This window comes from Streptomyces sp. NPDC050164, from assembly GCF_044459945.1.
GTDB lineage: Bacteria > Actinomycetota > Actinomycetes > Streptomycetales > Streptomycetaceae > Streptomyces > Streptomyces coeruleorubidus_A.
Genome location: NZ_JBITJK010000030.1, coordinates 18,076 through 40,370, shown reverse-complemented (window position 1 = coordinate 40,370; position 22,295 = coordinate 18,076). Strand labels below are relative to the sequence as shown.

21 protein-coding genes are annotated in these 22,295 nt (G+C 72.1%); 15 read left to right on the top strand and 6 right to left on the bottom strand.

Going from position 1 to position 22,295, the window contains the following annotated elements; translation table 11 throughout:
• Nucleotides 1–174: 174 nt before the first annotated feature.
• From ACIBNA_RS31355 to ACIBNA_RS31345, 3 genes are all read left to right on the top strand, one after another.
• On the top strand, nt 175–921 hold the full coding sequence (locus tag ACIBNA_RS31355) for a DUF4142 domain-containing protein (protein ID WP_399168552.1): 747 nt from the start codon (nt 175–177) through the stop codon (nt 919–921).
• 86 nt (nt 922–1,007) lie between these two features.
• Entirely contained in the window at nt 1,008–1,781 is a 774-nt protein-coding gene (locus tag ACIBNA_RS31350) for a TIGR04222 domain-containing membrane protein (protein ID WP_399168551.1), read from the top strand.
• Between the two features lie 114 nt (nt 1,782–1,895).
• Entirely contained in the window at nt 1,896–2,714 is an 819-nt protein-coding gene (locus tag ACIBNA_RS31345) for an alpha/beta hydrolase (RefSeq protein WP_399168550.1), read from the top strand.
• Here the strand turns inward: ACIBNA_RS31345 and hemQ are convergent, their stop codons facing one another.
• Both hemQ and hemG read right to left on the bottom strand, forming a co-directional pair.
• On the bottom strand, nt 2,715–3,458 hold the full coding sequence (gene hemQ / locus ACIBNA_RS31340; RefSeq protein ID WP_392093560.1) for a hydrogen peroxide-dependent heme synthase: 744 nt from the start codon (nt 3,456–3,458) through the stop codon (nt 2,715–2,717). It lies immediately after the preceding gene.
• Between the two features lie 5 nt (nt 3,459–3,463).
• Entirely contained in the window at nt 3,464–4,930 is a 1,467-nt protein-coding gene (gene hemG, locus ACIBNA_RS31335; RefSeq protein WP_399168549.1) for a protoporphyrinogen oxidase, read from the bottom strand.
• A 159-nt stretch (nt 4,931–5,089) separates the two neighbouring features.
• Here hemG and ACIBNA_RS31330 point away from each other — a divergent pair, with 159 nt between their 5' ends.
• Nucleotides 5,090–6,082, top strand: a complete 993-nt coding sequence (locus ACIBNA_RS31330) for a DUF4349 domain-containing protein (protein WP_399168548.1) — start codon at nt 5,090–5,092, stop codon at nt 6,080–6,082.
• Between the two features lie 33 nt (nt 6,083–6,115).
• Entirely contained in the window at nt 6,116–7,507 is a 1,392-nt protein-coding gene (locus ACIBNA_RS31325) for an FAD-dependent oxidoreductase (protein WP_399168547.1), read from the top strand.
• A gap of 103 nt (nt 7,508–7,610) precedes the next feature.
• Here the strand turns inward: ACIBNA_RS31325 and ACIBNA_RS31320 are convergent, their stop codons facing one another.
• The 3 genes from ACIBNA_RS31320 to ACIBNA_RS31310 all read right to left on the bottom strand — a co-directional run bounded on the left by ACIBNA_RS31320 (nt 7,611) and on the right by ACIBNA_RS31310 (nt 9,500).
• Nucleotides 7,611–7,940: a hypothetical protein gene (locus tag ACIBNA_RS31320; RefSeq protein WP_399168546.1), complete on the bottom strand. Its 330-nt coding sequence runs from the start codon at nt 7,938–7,940 to the stop codon at nt 7,611–7,613.
• A 134-nt stretch (nt 7,941–8,074) separates the two neighbouring features.
• Entirely contained in the window at nt 8,075–8,713 is a 639-nt protein-coding gene (locus tag ACIBNA_RS31315) for a LysE family translocator (RefSeq protein WP_399168545.1), read from the bottom strand.
• Entirely contained in the window at nt 8,703–9,500 is a 798-nt protein-coding gene (locus tag ACIBNA_RS31310) for a helix-turn-helix domain-containing protein (protein ID WP_399168544.1), read from the bottom strand. The genes ACIBNA_RS31315 and ACIBNA_RS31310 overlap by 11 nt, the downstream gene beginning before the upstream one ends.
• Before the next feature lie 585 nt (nt 9,501–10,085).
• On the opposite strand from ACIBNA_RS31310, the gene ACIBNA_RS31305 reads away from it, so the two are divergent.
• The 7 genes from ACIBNA_RS31305 (at nt 10,086) to ACIBNA_RS31275 (ending at nt 17,829) form a co-directional block, all read left to right on the top strand.
• Nucleotides 10,086–11,456, top strand: coding sequence for a DegT/DnrJ/EryC1/StrS family aminotransferase (locus ACIBNA_RS31305; protein ID WP_399168543.1), 1,371 nt, complete (start codon nt 10,086–10,088; stop codon nt 11,454–11,456).
• Nucleotides 11,457–11,460: 4 nt separating this feature from the next.
• Nucleotides 11,461–12,345: an HAD-IIB family hydrolase gene (locus ACIBNA_RS31300; protein ID WP_399168542.1), complete on the top strand. Its 885-nt coding sequence runs from the start codon at nt 11,461–11,463 to the stop codon at nt 12,343–12,345.
• Between the two features lie 59 nt (nt 12,346–12,404).
• Entirely contained in the window at nt 12,405–13,478 is a 1,074-nt protein-coding gene (locus tag ACIBNA_RS31295; protein WP_399168541.1) for a Gfo/Idh/MocA family protein, read from the top strand.
• A 49-nt stretch (nt 13,479–13,527) separates the two neighbouring features.
• Entirely contained in the window at nt 13,528–14,757 is a 1,230-nt protein-coding gene (locus ACIBNA_RS31290; RefSeq protein WP_399168540.1) for an MFS transporter, read from the top strand.
• Nucleotides 14,758–14,787: 30 nt separating this feature from the next.
• Nucleotides 14,788–15,750, top strand: coding sequence for a 2,3-diaminopropionate biosynthesis protein SbnA (gene sbnA / locus ACIBNA_RS31285; RefSeq protein ID WP_399168539.1), 963 nt, complete (start codon nt 14,788–14,790; stop codon nt 15,748–15,750).
• A 37-nt stretch (nt 15,751–15,787) separates the two neighbouring features.
• Complete coding sequence (sbnB, locus tag ACIBNA_RS31280) at nt 15,788–16,795, top strand: 2,3-diaminopropionate biosynthesis protein SbnB (RefSeq protein WP_399168538.1); 1,008 nt, start codon at nt 15,788–15,790, stop codon at nt 16,793–16,795.
• Between the two features lie 68 nt (nt 16,796–16,863).
• Nucleotides 16,864–17,829, top strand: a complete 966-nt coding sequence (locus tag ACIBNA_RS31275) for an ornithine carbamoyltransferase (RefSeq protein ID WP_399168537.1) — start codon at nt 16,864–16,866, stop codon at nt 17,827–17,829.
• A 106-nt stretch (nt 17,830–17,935) separates the two neighbouring features.
• On the opposite strand, the gene hemE is transcribed toward ACIBNA_RS31275, so the two are convergent.
• On the bottom strand, nt 17,936–19,003 hold the full coding sequence (gene hemE, locus ACIBNA_RS31270; RefSeq protein WP_399168536.1) for a uroporphyrinogen decarboxylase: 1,068 nt from the start codon (nt 19,001–19,003) through the stop codon (nt 17,936–17,938).
• Between the two features lie 101 nt (nt 19,004–19,104).
• Between hemE and ACIBNA_RS31265 the strand changes: the two genes are divergently transcribed.
• The 3 genes from ACIBNA_RS31265 to ACIBNA_RS31255 all read left to right on the top strand — a co-directional run bounded on the left by ACIBNA_RS31265 (nt 19,105) and on the right by ACIBNA_RS31255 (nt 22,242).
• A complete protein-coding gene (locus ACIBNA_RS31265) occupies nt 19,105–19,779 on the top strand; it encodes a DUF3000 domain-containing protein (protein ID WP_399168535.1) in 675 nt (224 codons plus the stop codon).
• 323 nt (nt 19,780–20,102) lie between these two features.
• On the top strand, nt 20,103–20,765 hold the full coding sequence (locus tag ACIBNA_RS31260; protein WP_003993737.1) for a response regulator transcription factor: 663 nt from the start codon (nt 20,103–20,105) through the stop codon (nt 20,763–20,765).
• A gap of 187 nt (nt 20,766–20,952) precedes the next feature.
• The gene (locus ACIBNA_RS31255) at nt 20,953–22,242 is read left to right on the top strand and encodes a ribonuclease D (protein ID WP_399168534.1); all 1,290 of its coding nucleotides are present in this window, start codon (nt 20,953–20,955) and stop codon (nt 22,240–22,242) included.
• The last annotated feature ends 53 nt before the right edge of the window (nt 22,243–22,295 follow it).

Sequence of the window (22,295 nt, the reverse complement as noted above, 5' to 3'; positions counted from 1 at the left end):
GTTTTGCGCCTCTTTGGCCTGGCGAGTCCCCCGTCACGCCTCCCCCAATCGTCCCGTCCTGCCCCCGTTACAACCATTCGCCCCTGTACGGCAGTTGACGTAGACCCCGCAGTAACATGTCAACTCCGCACCCGAAGCGCACTAGCGTGCGGTGCCGTACCAGGAGGCACCACCATGCGACCGCGACCCCCCGTCAAGGGCCGAGGCATCGTCAGCGGCACGGGGCTCATCGTCACGTGTCTGACGGCGACGCTCGCCGCGCTGGTCTTCTCCCTCTGGCCGTACACCGACCGGCCGGGGACGGGACCGGACGTGCTGAGCGCCCAGACCCTGCACACGAGCTACGGCCCGTTGTCCGCGCTCGACCAGGACTTTCTCGTCAAGGTCCGGCTGGCCGGGCTGTGGGAGCTGCCCGCGGGGCGGCAGGCGCAGGCGAAGGGGACGACGCCGGCCGTCCGGACGGCGGGCCGGCATCTCGTCGAGGGGCACAGGTTCCTCGACGAACGGGTGCGCGGTGTCGCCTCGCGGCTGAATCTCGCCCTGCCGGACGAGCCCAGCGACCAGCAGAAGCAGTGGCTGGAAACCCTGGACGCGGCACAGGGTGCCGAGTACGACCGCCAGTTCGCCAACATCCTGCGGCTGGCGCACGGGAGGGTCTTCTCGGTCGTCGCCCAGGTCCGGGCGAGCACCCGCAACTCGCTGGTGCGCGACCTCGCCGACGACGCCAACACGACCGTCCTCGACCACATCGAGGTCCTGGAGGCCACGGGCTACGTCGACTTCGACGCCGTGGCCCGCGACATGGCCGGCGGCAGCACTCCCCCGACGGCGTTCCCTGATCCGGCCTCACCCACGGCTCCAGCCCCGGGCCCGTCCTTCACACTTCCGCCGCCCACCTTCCGCCCGCCGCCGGAGCAGTGAAACGGAACGTCACATACCGACAACACTGCGTCCGGATCGTGAACGAGGCATGGTGTTTCCGGGACCGTGTCACATACAAACAACATATGCTCTGGGTTCTTTTCCTGCTGGCGGCCTGGGCCGTGGCCGGCACGGCGTGCACACGCCTGTGCCTGGCCGCCGTACGCGCCGCGGCCGCTGACGCGGACACCGGCCACACTCATGAACTCACGCTCTACGAGGCCGCGTTCCTCTCCGGCGGGCCCCGGCGGGTCGCCGACGTCACCCTCGTCGCCATGGCACGCCAGCGCCGGCTGCTCCTGGCCCACACCGGCTGGGCGACGGTCGTGGATCCGCGCGGGCGGGACGAGATGGAGCGGTCGGTCATCGGGGCCATCGGCCCCGAGGGACAGTCCCGGATCGCGCCGGTGCGGGCCACCGCCGCCACGGCGGACGCGGTGCGCGGTATCGCCGACCGGCTGGTGCGCGCGGGGCTCGCGGTGCCCGACAGCGCCCGTACGACGGTCGCGGCGGCCGTCGGGCAGGTGCGCGTGGCTGCCGTCGCCGTACTCGCTCTCGGCGTCGCCGCGCTGCTGACGCCCGCTCCGCCGGACATGCCGCGTCATCTGGTGGCCCTGTGGTTCGCGCTGCCGCTCGCCCTGACCCTGAGCTGCCTCGCCGTCGCCCGCATCGAGGTCCACCCGTACTCGCGCTGGGCCTCCCCGGCCGGCCAGCGGCTGCTCGGCGCACTGACCCGGAACGCGGACGGCACCGCCGACGACCGCACGTACCTCACCTCCGTGGCCGTACGCGGCGTCCGCGCGATCGGCGAACCGGACCTGCGCGCCGCCTTCACGGACACCCCCTGGGCACACGACTGACAGACCGGGGGCGCACAGGGGCATTGGCGCCGACACCGGCGGACGGTGCTTGCCTTCCCCAACCACCCCACGAAACATCCCTTTTGCCGCCACCGTGCACCGAAGGGATACGCGATGAGAGCCGCCCTCCTCTACTCGGCAGCAGGATCCTCGCTGCTGAGCGCCCTCACCGCCGCCCCGGACACCGATGGCGCGAGGACCGCGGCCGAGCTGCGCGGCACCGCGGTGGCCGCCGCCCGGGCGAAGGCGGCCGGCATCGACTTCGGCCCGTGTCCCGACGCGCGGGACCTGCCCGGCAGCATGCAGTGCGGCACGCTCACCGTCCCGCTGGACTACGCACAGCCCGACGGCAGGCAGATCGAGCTCGCCGTCGGCCGTGCCCGGGCCACGCACAAGGACCCGCACAACAGCAAACGCAAGGTCCGCCGCCAGGGCGCCCTGGTGTCACGCGCGGTCTATGTGGCCGTCGAGTGCAACGACGCCCCCTGGCCGACGGACTGGGAGGTGTGGGACCGGGACAACACCCGGCTCGCGCGGGTGGCGCCCTTCGAGACCTGGGACAACGTGTGGACGAACCTGCCCTGCGCCTATTGGGCGGGGCCGCGGCAGCGCCCGCTCGACGTCGGCACCGGGCCGGGCGAACTGCCGCCGACGCTGATCCTGGCCGCCGAGCGGGACGCCGCCACGCCGTACGACGGCGCCCTCGAACTCCACCGCCGCCTCGCGGGCTCGGTCCTGGTGACGGAGCGGGACGCCGGCGCGCACGGCCTGGCCGGCGGGCCGAACGCCTGCGTCAACGGCCACGTGGAGGCGTACCTGCTGGAGGGTCGGCTGCCGGGACGGCGCACGGACTGCGCCGCGCGTCCGGAACCGCAGCCGAAGCCGCTGTCGGCGGCCCCGGAGAAGCCCGGAGCCGCCGGACCGCTCCGCTGATCAGGCCAGACCCGCGACCAGCTCCGCGATGTCCTTGCGGCGGCCCGTGAAGAACGGGACCTCCTCGCGCACGTGCCGACGCGCCTCCGAGGCGCGCAGGTGGCGCATGAGGTCGACGATGCGGTACAGCTCGTCGGCCTCGAAGGCGAGGAGCCACTCGTAGTCGCCGAGGGAGAACGAGGCGACCGTGTTGGCGCGCACGTCCGGGAAGCCGCGGGCCATCTTGCCGTGGTCGGCGAGCATGCGGCGGCGGTCCTCGTCGGGCAGCAGGTACCAGTCGTAGGAGCGCACGAAGGGGTAGACGCTCACGTAGTTGCGGGGCGTCTCGTCGGCGAGGAACGCCGGGATGTGCGAGCGGTTGAACTCGGCGGGGCGGTGCAGCGCCATGTTCGACCACACCGGCGTGAGCGCCCGGCCCAGCTTCGTGCGGCGGAAGAGGTTGTACGCCTCCTGCAGCGCGTCGCTGGTCTCCGCGTGCCACCAGATCATGAGGTCGGCGTCGGCACGCAGGCCCGAGACGTCGTACGTGCCGCGGATGGTCACGTCCTTGGCGGCGAGCTGGTCGAACAGCTCCTGGACCTCGTCGGCGTACCCGGCGCGGTCCTCGGGGAGGACGTCCTTCAGCCGGAAGACGGACCAGAGCGTGTAGCGGATGACCTCGTTGAGGTCCTTGGCCAGCTTGCCCTTGTTCGGGATGCGGTCGGGCGTGGCGCTGGAGGCCGTGGTGGAGGCGTCGTCACTCATGCTCCTCATTCTCCCGCTCCGCCGTGCAGGCTCTGCACCGGGTGGGCGGTGAGCTCCTGCACACCCCGCAGGTCACCCTGGATCTGGTCGACGGCGGCGTACGCGCTCGCGATGCACGCCGGGATGCCGACGCCGTCGTACTGCGCGCCGCACACGGCGAGCCCCGGGAGCTTCGCGACGTGCTCGCGGATGCGGGCCACGCGCGCGTGGTGGCCGACGGGGTACTGGGGCAGGCCGTCGTCCCAGCGGGTGACGCGGGTGGCGAGGGGTGTGGCGTCCAGGCCGGTCGCCGCCTTCAGGTCGTGCCGGGAGACCGCCACGAGCCCGTCGTCGTCGCGCTGGAGGATCTCCGTCTCGCCGTGCCGTCCGACGGAGGTGCGCAGAACCACCAGGTCCGGGTTCTCGTCGGCGATCCAGCCCCACTTCTGCGAGGCGAACGTGGAGGCCTTGATGGTGTGCCCGTCCACCGGCGGCACGAGAAAGCCGCTGCCCTCGGGGAGGGCCGTCTCGGCGCGGCGGTAGGCGAGGGTGACCAGGGCCATGGATGCGTACTCGACGCCGCCGAGCTCTGCGGCGGCCCCGGGGGACTCGGTGCGCAGGAGCCGGGCGGCGGCCGGGGCGGGGACGGCGAGCACGACCGCGTCCGCGTGCAGCACCCGCTCACCCGTGACCACGCGCCATCCGCCGCCGTCCGCGGCGCTGTGGCTCAGCTCCGTCACCGGCGTCTCCGTCAGGATCTCGCCCCCGCGTGCCCGCACCGACTCCGCCACCGCGAGGGGCAGGGTGCCGACGCCGCCCTGGAGGCCCATGAACACGGGGCCGGTCTGCTGGGCGGCGGCCGCCTTCGCCTGGATCTCGCGGACCCCCTCGGTCAAAGAGGTGTGGCTGCGGGCGGCCTGGAAGAGCTGCGGGACGGCCGAGCGCATCGAGATGCGGTACGCGTCGCCCGCGTAGACGCCGCCCAGCAGGGGTTCCACCAGGCGGTCGACGACCTCGCGGCCGAGGCGCGCCGCCACGTACTCCCCGACGGCCACGTCGTCGCCGACCTCCGTGCGGGGCAGCTCGGCGTCGCGGTCGATGCGGGTCAGGCCCTCGTCGGACAGCACGCCGGACAGGGCCGCTGCGGTGCCGGGCACGCCCATCACGTGTCCCTTGGGCATCGGGCGCAGCGCGCCCCGGGTCCAGATCGAGGCCGTCGCGGTCGCGGGCGGCTGGAGCCGGTCGGCGAGGCCGACCTCCCGGGCGAGCGCCACCGCCTCGGGGCGGCGGGCCAGCATCGACTCGGCGCCGAGGTCCACGCGGGCGCCCGCGATCTCCCCGGGCAGCAGCTTGCCGCCGACCCGGTCGGAGGCCTCCAGCACGGTCACCCGCGCCCCGCGCTCCAGCAGCCGGTGCGCGGCGGCCAGTCCCGCGATTCCCGCCCCGATGACGACGACCTGCCCCGTGCCCGCACGGGCTTGAACTTCGCGCATGCCCCCAGCCTCTCAGACCTCACTGACAGCGCTGCCGCGCCCCGGTGTCCTTCACGAGTCCCGACCGTGACCGCATCGGAACCGTCCCGGACCAAACGTCCGGCGCCGCCCGGGCGTCGAAGAAGCATCAGCCGAACCAATCCCTCGGGGGATGCCCACATGCGCACACGACGACCCACCCGCCACCCCGTCCCGGCCCTCGCCGCGCTCCTGCTGGCCGCGGCCCTCGCGCTCACCGGATGCAGCGGCGCGGGCGAGGACTCCGCCGGCAGCGCCGCCGCCGATCGCGGAGTCGCCGCCCCGCGCGCGAACGACAAGGCCGGCGCGAACGAGGCCGCCCCCGGCGGCGCCGGAAGCGGAGCCAGGGCGACCGCGCCGCCGAAGCTCCCCACGGCCCACATCATCCGCACGGCCTCACTGACCGTGCAGGTCAAGGACGTCCCGAAGGCCCTGGATCAGGCCCGCACCGGCACCGAGAACGCGGGCGGCTACGTCGGCAACGAGACCACCACCCGGGACGAGGAGGGCCACGAGCGCACCCGCGTCGTGCTGCGCGTGCCCGTCGAGAAGTACGACGAGGTCCTCACCGAGCTGGAGGGCGCGGGCAAGCTCCTCGACCGCAGCGCGAAGGCGGAGGACGTCACCGATCAGGTCGTGGACGTGGAGAGCCGGATCAAGTCGCAGCGCGCGAGCGTGGCCCGGATCCGCGAGCTGATGGACCAGGCCACCGAGCTCAGCGACGTGGTGACCCTGGAAGGCGAGCTGAGCACCCGCCAGGCCGACCTGGAGGCGCTGCTCGCGCGCCAGGACTCCCTGAAGGACCGCACGAGCCTGGCCACCATCACCCTGTCGCTGTCCGAGACCCCGGTGAAGAAGGAGGCGAAGGACGACGACCCGGGGTTCGTGGACGCGCTCGCGGGCGGCTGGAACGCCTTCGTGACGATGCTGCGCTGGCTCGCGGTGGCCCTCGGCGCGGTCCTGCCGTTCGCGGCGGTGGCCGCCCTGCTCACGCTGCTGTGGCTGCGCGTCGTACGCCCCCGTCTCCCGCGCCGCCCGCGCCCCGCGCCCGCCATGAGCGCCCTGGGCCCGCTGCCGACGGCCCGCCCGGCCCCGCAGTCCCCGCCCGCGCGAACTCCTGACGAGCGGGACTGAAACGCCGTGCTCCGCTCCCCGTAGCGTGTTCGCATGAACATGAGCCGTACGCGCAGGGAGCGAATGGTCGTGATCGGCGGCGACGCCGCGGGGATGTCCGCGGCGTCGCAGGCGCGCCGTCTGAAGGGCCCCGACGAGCTGGAGATCGTGGCGTTCGAACGCGGCCACTTCACGTCGTACTCGGCGTGCGGCATCCCGTACTGGGTGGGCGGCGACGTCCCGGACCGGGACCGGCTCATCGCCCGCACGCCCGAGGAGCACCGCGCGCGGGACATCGACCTGCGGCTGCGCACCGAGGTCACGGACCTCGACCCCGACGGGCAGCGGGTACGCGCGCGTGACCTCGAATCCGGCACCGAGTCCTGGACGTCGTACGACAAACTCGTGATCGCCACCGGCGCCCGGCCGATCCGGCCGGACATTCCAGGCATGGACGCCCCCGGGGTGCACGGCGTGCAGACACTGGACGACGGCCAGGCGCTCCTCGACACACTGGCACGCACGCGTGGCCGCCGCGCGGTGGTCGTCGGGGCCGGCTACATCGGCGTGGAGATGGCCGAGGCGCTCATCAACCGCGGCTACGAGGTGACGGTAGTCAACCGCGGCAGCGAACCCATGTCGACCCTCGACCCCGACATGGGCCGCCTGGTGCACGAGGCCATGGAGGGCCTGGGCATCACGATGGTGAACGACGCCGAGGTCACCAAGATCCTCACGGGTGACGACGGCCGGGTACGGGCGGTGACGACCCGCGACCGCGACTTCCCGGCGGACGTCGTCGTGCTCGGCATCGGCGTCCGTCCCGAGACGACACTCGCGAAGACGGCCGGCCTCCCCCTCGGTACGCACGACGGCCTTCTCACGGACCGCTCGATGCGGGTGCGCGGCCACGAGAACATCTGGGCGGGCGGCGACTGCGTCGAGGTCCTCGACCTGGTCTCCGGCCAGGAACGGCACATCGCGCTCGGCACCCACGCCAACAAGCACGGCCAGGTCATCGGCACCAACGCCGGCGGCGGCTACGCCACGTTCCCGGGCGTGGTCGGCACGGCGGTCAGCAAGGTCTGCGACCTGGAGATCGCGCGCACGGGACTGCGCGAGAAGGACGCCCACCGCGTGGGCCTGCGCTTCGAGGCGGTCACCATCGAGTCGACCAGTCGCGCGGGCTACTACCCGGACGCCTCTCCCATGACGGTCAAGATGCTCGCCGAACACCGCACGGGCCGCCTCCTCGGCGTCCAGATCGTCGGCCGGGAGGGCGCGGGCAAGCGAGTCGACATCGCAGCGGTCGCCCTCACGGCCGGCATGACTGCGGAACGGATGACGACCCTGGACCTCGGCTACGCCCCACCGTTCTCCCCCGTCTGGGACCCGGTCCTGGTGGCAGCCCGCAAGGCGGCGGCAAAGGTCCGCGAGACTTTGTAGGGGCGGCGGGGCACCGCCCTTCTTTCAGGGGCGCGGGGAACTGCGCGAACGGCCACAATCGGCCCCGCACCCGGCAGCGAAACCGCACCCCTTCGGCGAAACCCTACGCAGTCCCAGCCGTACCGTTGATCCGGTCAATGGCCTGCCGCGCCTGCTCCGCCGGCGGCCGAGACGGCAAGGACGACACCGACGCGGAAGCCGAAACAGCCGGCGGCTGCTCCCCCGCCGGCTTCGCGTGCGCGGCAACCCTGGACGACCGCAGCCGGTGACTCACCGCCTCCTCCAGCGTCACGGGCCGCCGCATCTGGGCCGCCAGCCGCCCGGCCTCCTGGCCGAGCCGGGCCACGTCCTCCCAGGGGAGCCGCACCACCAGCGTCAACTCCGCCTCACCGTCCGGCAGTGCGTGCATCGCAGGAGTAACTCGGTCGTTCATCGCCTGTTCCTCACGTCGGCCCCGCGACCCGCCTTCCCCGCGCCGCGGGCGGTTGCCGACACATACGCACGCCCGGACGGCCGCGTTCACCGCCGCACCCGATTCACCGGCGACTCGTGCGGTGTCTCCGCCCGTCAGCCGGTCATGGCCAGCCGCAGCCCCAGTCCGACGATGACCGTGCCCGTGATCCGGTCCAGCACGCGGCGTGCCGCGGGACTCTGGAGCCGGACGCGCAGGGCGCGGGCGCAGCCGATGAGGGCCGTCGACCAGACCAGGCCCAGGGCGATGTGCACCGAGGCGAGCAGCACGCCGGTGGTGAAGTGGGGTGCGCCGGCGGGGATGAACTGCGGCAGCACGGCGACGTAGAAGACGCCCACCTTGGGGTTGAGCAGGTTGGTGAACGCGCCCTGACGCCATCCCTCCCCCAGGCTGTTGCGCACGGTCACCTCGCCGGGCGAGTCCCCGGCCGTCGAGCCCCGGCGGCGCAGCGTGTCCACCAGCATGCGTCCGCCGAGCCACAGGAGGTACACGACGCCCGCCCAGCGCAGGATCTCGTACGCCGCCTGAGAGGCGGTGATCAGGGCCGTGAGCCCGAGGGAGGTGAGGACGCCCCACACCAGGACGCCGGTCTGAACTCCCAGAACCACGCCCCAGGCCCTGCGGTGGCGGCCGAGCGCGGCGGTCCGCAGGATGAGCGCGGTGTCGATGCCCGGCGTGAGGGTGAGCAGCCCGACGACCAGGACGAAGGACCACAGTGCGGAGTCAGGGGTCATGGCCGTGCGGGGGGCCTTCCGTGGGCAGCAGCAGGACGTAACGGAGCTCCTGCCGGTAGGCGGGGAGCAGGACCTGTGAGGTGACGGTGATCGTCTCAGGGGAGACGTGGGGCAGGCGCAGTTCGTAGCGGTGCCCGTGCCGGTAGGCGAGGACCTTCGGGCTGTGGTCCCACAGTCCGCGGCACACGGGGTCGTCCAGGACGGCGTCGCGCAGCGCGGCGAGGTTCTCGTCGTCGGGGCGGGTCACCAGCGCGAAACGCAGCAGGGCGAGGTACTGCGCGGCGTGCCGCGGCCAGTCCACGATCTGCTCGCGGGCCGTGGCGGTGGTCAGTGCCCAGCGCATGAGGTTGGCTCCCGGTTCACGAACCCAGGGGAACCAGTGGGCCATGGCCGCGTTGTGGTCGAGGACGTTCCACGCCCGGTCGGTGAGGTAACTGGGGAACTCGGTCTGCGCCGAGGCGAGTTCGGCCAGCTCGTCCATGAAGTCCGGCGGGCCTTCGTCCTCGTCCGACTGTCCGCCGGCCCCGGCGAGCGCGTGCCCGTACAGCGCCATGCGTTCGTCGGGGCCGAGCAGCAGAGCCTGGGAAAGGCGTTCGAGCACCTCGGTGGAGAGCGGTACGCGCATGCCGGTCTCGAGATTCCGATACCAGCGTTCACTCACACACATGCGGTCGGCTACTTCTTTTTGAGGTAATGGTCTCCCCCTGTTCATTTTGCTTCCCGCTTCCACTCGCCAAGCGCGTAGCAGATCGGGCAGCACACCAGTGCCGCATTTGTTGTCCGACATGGAAGAAACAGACTGGGTGCGACGTGACACTACTCGGAAACACTCCCTCTGCGTATCGCCGGGAGAACACACCGTAACAAGGCCGGGGGTGACTCGCGAAAGCGGTTCGGCAAGAAGTGAAGGCCGTCACGCCGGTGCACGGAGTCCGCTCGGGTACGTATGCCCTGCTCGGCGCGGTAAGGCCGGGGAACCGGCAGAAAATTGCCGGTCCTCGACCGGTCGCCCGCCCTGTTCCGAGGTGCTCTTCCGGGAATTCCCGGACTGCAAAGCAACGGCAAAAAGCTGCCGGTTGACGGACGTTGTCGGCCGCTGACAGCATCACCGACGTGTGCCGCTCACCTATCCATCGCGGAACAGTTGCATACGATCCGTCCGGGCCTGAGAGCCGGATTCCAGACCGCATTCCGCGCGACATTCAATGCGCCGTTCAGTTCGCGTCCGTTCGCCATTCCAGCTCGCCACCCAGGCATCCGGCGACCGTTTCCCCGCCGCATTCCGCATATCCATAGGAATGCGTCCACGCAGCAATTATCCGCTGCCCAGACCCTTCGAACACGTCGAACGCTTCGAACCCCAGGAGTACGCATGACCGTCTCCACCGCCGAGCCCGGCACGTTCACAGGATCCCCCCTCCCCGGGGACAGCAGCAGTCTGCACCGGGTGGTCCAGGACCTTGCCCGGGGCGTGCGGACCGCCCACCCCGTGCGGGACACCCTCGCCAATCAGGAGCTGGCGAAGGTTCTCTCGTCCTGGGACTCCTCACCCGCTCCCGTGCACCCGGACGCGCTCGTCGCTCCCCTCTTCCCCGAGCCGTCGCGTGCGGCGGGGGTCCCCTTCCTGCCGAAGGAGCGGCTCCTGTCGCGGGAGGAGAAGAGCGCCGCCGCCGACGCCTTCACGCGGGTGCTGGAGAGCTGCGAGTTCACGAGCGGTCCCGCCGTCACCGCCTTCGAGGACGCCGTCGCCGACTACGTGGCCCTGCCCTGCGCCGTCGCGACCGGCAGTGGGACCGACGCGCTCGTCATCGCTCTGCGTGCGGTGGGGGTCGGGCCGGGTGACGAGGTGATCATGCCGGCCAACAGCTTCGCCGCCACCGAGAACGCGGTCTTCGCCTGCGGTGCCGTGCCCGTGCTCGCCGACGTGACCCGGCCGGACGGCAACCTGGACCCGGAGTCGGTGGCGGAGCGGATCACTCCGCGCACCGTGGCCGTCCTTCCCGTCCATCTGTACGGCAAGCTCGCCGACATGGCGGGGCTGCGTGCCGTCGCCGACCGGCAGGGTCTGCGGATCGTCGAGGACGCCTGCCAGGCGCTCGGGGTGACCGGTGTGGGGCAGTACTCCGACGCGGCCGCCCTCAGTTTCAACCCGTACAAGAACGTCGGGCTGTGCGGGAAGGCCGGTGCCGTCGTCACCGGCTCGGCCGAGATCGCCGAGCGCTGCCGGGTGATCGGCTACCACGGCTTCGAGCCGGGCCGGAAGAACGTCAAGTGCGAGGCGTTCGGGCTCAACGCGCGCATCGACAACACCATGGCCGCAATCGGTCTGGCCCTGCTGCCCTGGACCAGTCTGCGCGGGCTGCGGCGCACCTATCTCGCCCGGCGCTATGTGGACGCGCTCCGCCCCCTCGCCGAGGAGGGCGTGCTCGAAGCGCCCGCTTTCGCTCCCGACCACTCCTGGCACCTGTTCCCCGTGCTGCCGGCCGGCGGTGCGGCGGCCCGCGACGCGCTGCTGGAGGACCTGGCGCGGACGAGCCGGGTGGAGTCGGACGTCTACTACCCCGTCCTGACGCACCGGCAGGAGACACCGGTGCGCGAGCGGCTCTTCGGACGGGCGCACCTGCCGCGGACCGAGTGGCTGCACAACCGGGTGCTGCACCTGCCGCTGCACGCGGGTCTGTCCCTCGGCGAGCAGGACCGCGTGGTCGAAGCCCTGTACGCGGCGACGCGCCGGGCCCGGTGACGGCATGACCGACACCCTGCCGTTCGACGCCACCGGCGGCCCGGCTCCAAGCCGGCCGCCCCACCTGCGCCTGCCGGAGCCGGCGGGCTGGGCCGCGTTCTCCGACTTCGACGAGACCTACCTGGCCCATGCCGCGACCGCTGGGCAACGGGCCCACCTCGCCGCGCTGGAGGAGTTCCTGCTGACGGAGGCCGTGGAGCACGGTCTGCTGTTCGGCTGGGTCACCGGCAGCTCGCTGGCCTCCGTGCGGGAGAAGATGGCCCGCTGCGGTGCCCGTGTCCTGCCGCACTTCGTGGCCGGCGCGCTGGGCACCGAGCTGACGTTCTTCCCCGACGGCGTCGCCCGCCCGGACCCCGAGTGGCGGCAACTGCTGCGGGACAGCGGATTCGACCGGGTCCGGGTCACGAAGGCCGTGGACCGTCTCGCCCGGCACGGTGTCGAGCTGTTCCCGCAGAACGCCCCGCACACCGGGAACCCGACCGCGTTCCTGGTCAACTACTACTTCCGCTCCCTCGGCGACCCGCGGCGCGACGAGCAGAGCCTGGACCGCGTGCGCGAACTCGCCCGCGAGCACGGCCTCGGGCTCAACATCAGCCGCTGCAACCCCGCCACCGGGGACCCCGCCGACTGCTACGACGTCGACTTCCTCCCGCCGGTGTGCGGCAAGCGCAACGTCGTCCGGCACCTGTGCGCCCGCTTCGGCGTCGCGCCGGAGCGGACCCTCGCGTTCGGCGACAGCGGCAACGACCTGGAGATGCTGGGCGCCGTGGGCCACGGCTACCTCGTCGCCAACTGCACGGCCGAGGCCAGGAGCCGCTTCCCGCAGGTGTCGCCGCACCCGCACGCCCAGGCCCTCCTCACCGCCTTCCGTCACCACCTCCGCCGCTGAACCGCTTCCCCCGGTCCGGCGAGTCCGGGCCGGAGGGGCGTCCCTGAGAGAGGCAGACCATGCAGATAGGAATCATCGGCGCCGGCGGCATCGCCCTCGCCCACCTGCGCGCCGCCGAGACCGTCCCCGGCGTCGAACCGGCCGGTGTGTACGACGTGCTGCCGGACAAGGCAGCGGAGCTGGCCGAGCGCTTCGGCTGCCCCGTCTTCTCCTCAACGTCCGAGCTGTACCGGCACGTCGACGCCGTCGTCATCGCCTCGCCCAACCACACGCACGCCGACTACGCCGAGGAGGCCGTCCGGCACGGCAGGCACGTGCTGTGCGAGAAGCCGATGACGACCACGGTGGCGGAGGCCGAGCGCATCACCGCGCTGGCCGAGGAGAGCGGCCTGGTGTGCGCCATGGGCTTCAACTACCGCTATCTGGAGGCCATCGGCGAGATCAGGAACCTGGTACGGAGCGGGGAGCTGGGCTCCATCCTCTTCGCGGAGGCCGGTTTCCGGCGCGGCAGCGCCCTGACCCGCTCCCGTTTCACCTGGCGGGACAGCGCCCTGGGCCGTTCCACCAGCGGCTCCCTCGGCGACCTGGGCGTGCATCTGGTCGACATGCTCGACCGCCTCTTCGACAGCCCGGTCGACAGCACGAGCTGCCGCACCAAGCTCCAGGTCAACGTGCCGCAGAAGGAGGGCCAGGACGTCCAGGTCGACGACTACGCCTTCGTCAGCGGCCGTCTGGAGAACGGCACCTTCTTCAACCTGGTCACCTCCAAGTCCTCGCTGCCGGAGGAGCTCGGCTTCTCGTTGAAGATCATCGGCGACCGCAAGGAGCTGTACTACCACTCCAAGGACGACACGACGTACTTCCTGAAGTCCCGTGTCACCTGGGAGCAGGGCACGTTCGCCCGCGAGGAGACGCTCGCCTCGCCGCCCGGTGAGGTGCCCGGCTGGAGCGACACCTTCCGGCACCAGCTGCGGGAGTGGCGCGACGCGGTCACCGCGCGGGACACCGGCACCGCGCGGAGCGCCGACAGCGCCCTGGCCGGCTTCGGCGCCGGCCTGCGCAGCCAGCGGGTGCTGGAGCGCCTGCTGGCGGGCGACCAGCAGTACGAGCTCGCCTCGTCGGTGACCTCGTGACACCGCGCGAGGCACACGGCAAGGGCGCCGCAGGGAAGAGGAATGTCTCTTGACCGGGACCTCGGCGCAGGCCGCGCCACCCGGCACCACCGTGGCGCGGCCCCTGTTCAGTCCGTTCGCCGTCGTCGCGTCGTGCGTGGGCTTCGCCCTGATCGGGGCCCTGCAGGCGCTGTACGGTCCGGCGATCCCCGCGTTCCGCACCGAGTTCGGCCTCTCGCCGGCCGCCGCCGGGCTGAGCCTGAGCGCTCACTTCGTCGGCGGCGTGGCCGGTGTGCTGCTGCTCAACCGGGTGCACGGGCGACTGGGCAACAGAACGCTGCTGTCCGCCTCGTACGCGCTGATGGCTCTCGGCGGGGCCGGCTTCGCGCTGGCCCCGGCCTGGCCGTGGGCGCTGGCCTGCGCGCTGGTGACCGGGGTGGGCTTCGGCGGCATCGACTACGGCCTCAACCAGCTGTTCTCGGTGGGGTTCGGCCGCCGCAGCCCGGCCATGCTCAACATCATCGGCGCGGCCTACGGCCTCGGTGCCGTGGGCGGTCCCGCGCTCCTGGGGCTGCTGGGCCCGGGCGAGTACCCGGCCGTCTTCGCCGGGTTCGCCGCGCTGTCCGCCGCACTGGTGCTGGCGCAGCACGGCGTGCGCGAGGGCGGGGAGGCGCCCGACCCGCCGCCGTCCGACGAGAAAGGCGAGGAGGGCGAGGAGAGCGAGGCGGGAACTCCCGGGCTGCGGGCCTCGGTGGCCGTGGTCGTCTCGGTCTTCATCGTGCTGTACGTCCTGATGGTGGCGGTGGAGACCGGAGTCGGCGGCTGGGAGCCGACGCATCTGGAGTCCGTCGGGCACGACGCGGCGACCGCGGCCACGGCGACCTCGGCCTTCTGGCTGATGGTGACCGTGGGACGGCTGCTGGTCGCACCGCTGACGCTGCGCTGGTCCGTGCAGACGATCATGGTCGTCAGCTCCGTCGGCATGGTGGCCTGCCTCCTGCTCGCCCTCATCCCGGCGGCGGCGCCGTACGCGTACGCCGGTGTCGGCCTCTTCCACGCGCCGATCTTCCCCACGGGGCTGCCGTGGCTGTCCCGGGCGGTGCCGCGGGCGCGGCGGGCGGGAGCCTATGTGATCGCCGCCTCGATGATCGGCGGGGTGGCCGCCGGGCCGGTGCTGGGCAAGGGCATCGAACTGGCCGGTGTCGGCGCCGTACCGGTGCTGCTGGCCCTGCCCGCGGCCGGTTGTCTCGCGGCCACCTGGTGGCTGATCCGGGCCACCCGGGACCGCTCGCCGTCCTGAACCGCGAACTCGCTCACGTGAGAGGCTGTCATGCTGTACGAGAACGCCAGCGACGTCATACTCGACGATATTTTCCTCGGCCTCACCGGCTTCATCCCCGGAGTGGAACTCGCCCTGAAACTGGAGGGGCTGAACCCGGCCGGGTCGATCAAACTGAAAACGGCGGTGGGGCTCGTGGAGGCCGCCGAGAACAGCGGCGCCCTCCTCCCCGGCGGCCATGTCATCGAGTCCTCGTCGGGCAACCTGGGCATCGCGCTCAGCTCGGTCTGCGCCGCCCGGGGATACGCCTTCACCTGCGTGGTGGACCCCAACACCTCGCAGCAGAGCAAGGCGCTGATGCGAGCCCTCGGAGCCGAGGTGGTCCAGGTCGGCGAACGCGACGCGTGCGGCGGCTATCTGCAGTCCCGCATCGACTACATCGCGGCGCGACTGCGCGAGCACCCCTCGCTGGTGTGGCCGAACCAGTACGCGAACCAGGCCAACCCCCAGGCGCACCACGACACGACCGCACCCTCGATCATCAAGCAGTTCCCCACGGTCGACCACCTGTTCGTCGGGGCGGGCACCACCGGGACGCTGATGGGCGTGGCCCGGTACTTCCGGCAGTACTCCCCGCACACCCGGATCGTCGCCGTGGACACGGAGGGGTCGATCACCTTCGGCTTCCCTCCGGGCCCCCGGCGCATCCCCGGACTCGGTACCAGCCGCCGGCCCGAGATCTTCCGTCCCGGTCAGGCCGACGAGACCGTCCTGGTGCCCGAGGCGGACGCGATCCGCATGTGCCGCCGGCTCGCGGCCGAACGGGGGCTGCTCCTCGGCGGATCGACCGGAGCGGTGCTGTCGGGTGTGCAGCGGCTGCACGCGGACATTTCCTCCGGGTCCCGGGTGGTGGCGATCTCCCCGGACAACGGCGACCGCTACCTCCAGACCGTCTACAGCGACGAATGGGTCCTCGACCACTACTCCCCCGCCGCCCTGGAAACGGCCGGCTGAACCCGCGAACACCGTCTTGGGAGAACAGGAACAGAGCATGTTCGAATTCAGCGTCATAGGGGGCCGAACGGCCCGGCAGATCATCGCCGACCACCGTCCCGACATCGTGAGCGAGGTCAGGGAGACCTACCTCACCCACCGGGCCGGGGACACGGTGAACCCGGACAGCTACTTCCTCCGCTTCCCGGAGAAGCCGGACAGCCGGATCATCGCCCTCCCCGCCTATCTCGGCGGCAAGCACGGGCTGGCGGGGATCAAGTGGATCTCCAGCTTCCCGCGCAACATCGAGCGGGGCGTTCCCCGCGCCTCGGCGGCCCTGCTGCTCAACGACTACACGACCGGCTACCCCTTCGCGGTGCTGGAGGCGTCCCAGATCAGCGCCGCCCGCACCGCGGCCTCCGCGGTGCTCGCCGCCGAGGTGCTCACGGGCGGCACCGCCGCCCGGCGGGTCCTCCTGGTGGGCGGCGGCATCATCGCCCGCAACATCACGGAGTTCTTCGCCGCCCGGGGCTGGACCTTCGACAGCCTCGCGGTCCACGACCGCAGCCCGGAGTACGCCGCGGCGCTGGCCGACCACACCTCCACCCGGCTCGGGTACGCCTCGGAGGTGGGGTCCGACCTGCCGGCCGAGCTGGAGAAGGCCGACCTCGTCGTCCTCGCCACCACGGCCGCCGTGCCGCACATCGTCGACCCGGACTCCTTCGCCCCGGGCCAGGTAGTGCTGAACATCTCGCTGCGGGACATCGCGCCGGAGATCATCGCGGAGTCGTACAACGTGGTCGACGACGTCGAGCACTGCCTCAAGGCCGACACCTCCGTGCACCTGGCCGAGCAGAAGTACGGCCACCGCGACTTCATCACCGGGACGCTGGCCGACGTCATGCGGGGGGACGCCGTGGTGGGAGACGACAGGCCCGCGGTCTTCTCGCCGTTCGGGCTCGGCGTCCTGGACCTCGCGGTCGGCGCCTTCGTCTACCAGAAGGCCGTGGAGACCAACGCCCACACGGTCATCGAGGACTTCTTCGGGGAGACCCGGCGCTGGTGAGCCGCCGGCTCACAGCCACCCGTCATCCGCTCGCGCCTGTCACCGCCCCTTCCGAAAGAGGACAAGCCATGCAGCCCGCCCGCTTCCTGCCCGGCCCGCCCGCTCCCCGTCCGGAGCGCGGGATCTTCTCCCTCGGCGAACTGACGTCCGAGACCGTGCACCGACTGGCGCGCCGCGCCTGCGACTTCCACGAGGACCCGAAGGCCGGCGGACGGCCGCTGGACGGCCGGACGGTCGGGGTCCTGTTCACCCGGACCTCCACCCGGACCCGCACCGCGTTCACGGCGGGCGCCATCAAGCTCGGCGGTACGCCCGTGTCGTTCGGTCCGGACGATCTCCAGACGAACACGGGCGAGTCGCTGACGGACACCGGTCGCGTGCTCGGTTCCATGCTGGACCTGCTGGTGGCCCGGACCGCGGGCCCGCTCCACGAGCTGCGCACGCTCTCCGGCTCCGGAGGCATCCCGGTGATCAACGCCATGGCGACCGAGGAGCACCCCACCCAGGGCATCTGCGACCTGGCCACCATCTCCCTGGTCAGGGGCGGCCTCGAAGGCGTGAGCGTGCTGTACGTCGGAGAGGGCAACAACACGGCGACCGCCCTCGCCCGGGGGCTGTCGCACGTCTCCGGCTGCCGGGTCACCTTCGCCACCCCGCCCGGGTACGGGCTCCCCGCGGAGGTGCTGGAGGAGGCCGCCAAGCGCGGCGCCGAGCACGGCACGGAGGTGGTCGAGTCGCACTCCATGGACGAGCTGCCCGACCGGGTCGACTTCGTCTACACCACGCGCTGGCAGACGACCGGCACCAGCAAGGGCGACGCGCACTGGCGGCAGACGTTCCGCCCCTTCCACGTCGACGAGGCCCTCATGAACCGCTGGCCGGACGCCTGGTTCCTGCACGATCTGCCGGCGCACCGCGGCGAGGAGGTCGCGGCCGGGGTGCTGGACGGAGAGCGGTCCGTGGCCTGGATCCAGGCCCGGATGAAGCTCACCAGCGCCATGGCGGCACTCGAGTGGGCGGCCGGGACGGCCTGAGACCTCCGGTGCCGGGCGGGCCCGGGCCGTCAGCGGGCGGTGTACGTGTGAACGTACGCGACGAACCGGGCCGGCGTGTGCGTGCGGCCCTGCGCCCCGGGCCGCGTCAGCGCGCCGTGTGCGTGTGGACGTACTCCACCAGCCGCGTCAGCGCGTCCGGGCCCGTGGACGGCATGACGCCGTGGCCGAGGTTGAAGACGTGGCCCTCCAGGTTCGCCGCCGAGTCCAGGACCTCGCGGGTCTTGGCCTCGACGGCCTCCGTCGTGGCGAAGAGCACCGTCGGGTCGAGGTTGCCCTGGAGTGCCTTGCCGGGGCCGACGCGGCGGGCGGCCTCGTCCAGCGGGACGCGCCAGTCGACGCCGACGACGTCCGCGCCGGCCTCGCCCATGAGCCGCAGCAGCTCTCCGGTGCCGACGCCGAAGTGGATGCGCGGGACGCCGTATCCGGCCACGGCCTCGAAGACCTTCGCCGACGCCGGCAGCACCGAGCGCCGGTAGTCGCTGGGGGCGAGGGCACCGGCCCAGGAGTCGAACAGCTGGACCGCCGAGGCGCCCGCCTCGATCTGCACCTTCAGGAAGGCGGCCGTGATGTCGGCGAGGCGGTCGAGCAGGTCGGCCCACAGCTCGGGGTCGCCGTACATCATCGCCTTGGCGTTCTCGTACGTGCGGGACGGGCCGCCCTCGACGAGGTAGCTGGCCAGGGTGAAGGGGGCACCGGCGAAGCCGATCAGGGGCGTGGCGCCGAGCTCGCCGGTGAGCAGGCCGATGGCCTCGGTGACGTAGGAGACGTCCTCGGGGGTCAGGTCGCGCAGTTGGGCGAGGTCCGCGCGGGTGCGGATCGGGCGCTCGACGACCGGGCCGACGCCGGGCTTGATGTCGAGGTCGACGCCGATGGCCTTGAGCGGGACGACGATGTCGCTGAAGTAGATCGCCGCGTCGACACCGTGCCGGCGCACCGGCTGGAGCGTGATCTCGGTGACCAGCTCGGGCCGCATGCAGGACTCGAGCATCCCGATGCCCTCGCGCACCTTGCGGTACTCCGGCAGTGAGCGCCCGGCCTGCCGCATGAACCACACCGGCGTGTGCGGCACGGGCTCGCGCCGGCAGGCCTTGAGGAAGGCGGAGTCGTACGGGGCGGACGGCTGCTGGGCCCGGGGGGCGTCGTTGGCACTCACGGGCCAAGTTTCGCACGCCCCCGATGGGCGGGATTCAGCCCCTGGAGGGGCGCGGGGTGTCTAGCCCGGCACCCGGGCTCCGGTCCCCGTAACCTTCCGGCATGGCTGCGGCTCAGGGACGACTGTCGGACGGCGCTGGCGGAATGGACGAAGCGAAGGACACCGAGAAAGACCGGCGGGAGGCGGACACCCTCCCGCTGCCCTTCCGGGCCGCCGTCGACGCGCTCAAGGCGGCGCGGCTGCGGCCCCAGATCGAGGTGGAGCCGACGCCCCCGCCGAAGCGGCTCGCCCCCTACGCCTACGCGTTGGAGGCCGCGGTCGTCGACGGCGACGAGGACTTGGCCGACGGTCGGCTGGTGCTGCTGCACGACCCGGCGGGGCACGAGGCCTGGCAGGGCACGTTCCGGCTGGTGACGCTGGTGCGCGCGGAACTGGAGCCGGAGATGGCCGCGGACCCGCTGCTGCCGGAGGTGTGCTGGTCCTGGCTGACCGGTGCGCTCCAGACGCGCGGGCTGACGTGCGGGGAGCCGAGCGGCACGGTCACGCGGGCGAGCTCGCACTACTTCGGCGGTCTGTCCGCGCGCCCGGCCGCCTCACAGATCGAGATCCGTGCCTCGTGGACGCCGCGTGAGGGCCTGGGCGGGGTCCCGGACACGGCCGCGCACCTGGCGTCCTGGTGCGATCTGCTCGCCCAGGTCGCGGGGCTGCCGCCGGCCGGGCCGGGGGACGCGTCGGTGGTGACGCTGCCTCAGCGGCGAGGACCGCAGTCCCGCTGATCGAACCTGCTGCGACCCCGTACTGATCGAACCTGTACGGGGCGGTCAACGCTGCCCTGTCGACGATCACACCTGCATCCCCCTCTTGGCCGAATCACTTTGTCGATACGGCCACTTTCGACCGTGTACCGACGCAGACCGAAACCGTTCGACCTTCGAATGATCGACCGCGTGTCCGAATTGTACGGATTGTTATCACCGATTCGTGATCATTCTCTAAAGGCGGACGGGGTGAGTGCCGAAGACGACTGTGACCTTGAAAGCACGGTTCGTCCCGGCTTCACCCCCACGAGCCGGCCCCGTCCCGCACCCCAGGAGGCCTGGTGTCCGTTCTCCTCGAGCAGCCCGCAAGCCTGGTCGCCTACCGCCCGAACAAGCCGACCGCCATGGTGGTCGTGGCCGACCCGCGCGTCCGCTCCACCGTCACCCGCCACCTGTGGGCGCTCGGTGTGCGCGATGTCATCGAGGCCTCGTCCATCGCGGAGGCTCGTCCCCGCATCGGCAACCCCCGCGACATCTGCGTCGCCGACGTCCACCTGCCGGATGGCTCCGGCCTCACCCTGCTGTCGGAGACCCGCGCCGCGGGCTGGCCCAACGGGCTCGCCCTCTCCGCAGCCGACGACATCGGCGCCGTGCGCAACGCGCTCGCCGGCGGTGTCAAGGGCTACGTCGTCACCGGCACGCGCACCAACGTCGGGCTCCCCACCCGCCCGGGCGCCGCCCCCATCGGCGCCGCCGCCGCACGCCTGCACCGCCGCCCCCCGGGTGCCCCGAGCCACCCGGGCGGCTACCGCGAGCTGTCCGGCCGCGAGGTCGAGGTCCTGCGGCTGGTCGCGGAAGGCCAGTCGAACAAGGCCATCGGCGTCTCGATGGGCCTGTCCGCACTGACCGTCAAGAGCCACCTTGCCCGCATCGCCCGCAAGCTCGGCACGGGCGACCGCGCCGGGATGGTCGCGGTGGCCCTGCGGACGGGAATCATCCACTGATCCACTCCACGATGCCCCCCCTGTGATCATTCACTCCCGTGAACGGAACCGGCCGTGGATCCCGATCACGTCACTCACGGTTCGCGAATCCGACACTTCCCCGACCTGACTGGTTTGCGACCCTCTGGCGCCCGTCGACGGAACGTTCCGTCGACGGGCGCTGTCCATACACGGATACCCTTGACATGTGACCGACGCCCACGAGACCGCAGCAGACAGCTCACTGCGAACCACCGGAGGCGCCCCTCCGGACGACGGCGGATCTTCTGCTACGGAGGCGCCGATCCCTTTGCTGGAACCACGTGAGGGCATTCCGCCCGTGATCGCGGACGAGGCTGCCCTGGCCCGAGTGATCGCCGCCTTCGAGGCCGGCTCCGGCCCGGTCGCCGTCGACGCCGAGCGGGCGTCCGGCTACCGCTACGGCCAGCGCGCCTACCTGGTCCAGCTGCGCCGCCAGGGCGCCGGTACCGCCCTGATCGACCCCGTGGCCTGCCCCGACCTGTCCGCCCTGGGCGAGGCCCTCTCCGGCGTCGAGTGGGTGCTGCACGCCGCCACCCAGGACCTGCCCTGCCTGCGCGAGATAGGCATGGTGCCGACGCGGCTGTTCGACACCGAGCTGGCCGGGCGGCTCGCCGGGTTCCCCCGGGTCGGCCTCGGCGCGATGGTCGAGGGCGTCCTCGGTTACGTCCTGGAGAAGGGACACTCCGCCGTCGACTGGTCCACCCGGCCGCTGCCCGAGCCCTGGCTGCGGTACGCGGCGCTGGACGTCGAGCTGCTCGTCGACCTGCGCGACGCGCTGGAGAAAGAACTCGACCGGCAGGGCAAGCTGGAGTGGGCCTGCCAGGAGTTCGACGCGATCGCCTCCGCTCCCCCGCCGGAGCCCCGCAAGGATCCGTGGCGGCGTACGTCCGGCATGCACAAGGTGCGCCGGCGGCGACAGCTGGCCGTCGTACGGGAGCTGTGGCAGACCCGGGACCGGATCGCGCAGCGGCGGGACGTCTCACCCGGCAAGGTGCTCGGGGACGCGGCGATCGTGGAGGCCGCGCTGGCGGTGCCGGCCAACGTGCACGCGCTGGCCGCGCTGAACGGTTTCGGACACCGGATGAGCAAGCGGCAGCTGGAGCAGTGGCAGGCGGCCGTGGACCGGGCGAAGGCGTTGAGCGAGGCGCAGTTGCCGCAACTGGGGCAGCCGGTGACCGGGCCTCCGCCGCCGCGGGCCTGGGCGGACAAGGATCCTGTCGCCGCGGCTCGGCTGTCCGCGGCCCGGGCGGGGGTCTCGGCGCTGGCCGAGCAGCTCACCATGCCGCAGGAGAATCTGATCACGCCGGACACCGTTCGGCGGGTCTGCTGGGAGCCGCCGGCGGTGGTCGATGCCGAGTCCGTGGCGGCCGCGCTCGCGGGCTACGGCGCGCGGCCGTGGCAGGTGGAGCTGGTGACGCCGGCACTGGTGGAGGCCCTGGCCGTCAAGGAGGCCTAGCCGCCGTAGAGCTCGGTCGTACGGCGGCTGCGCGCCCCTGCGAGGCAGGTCTC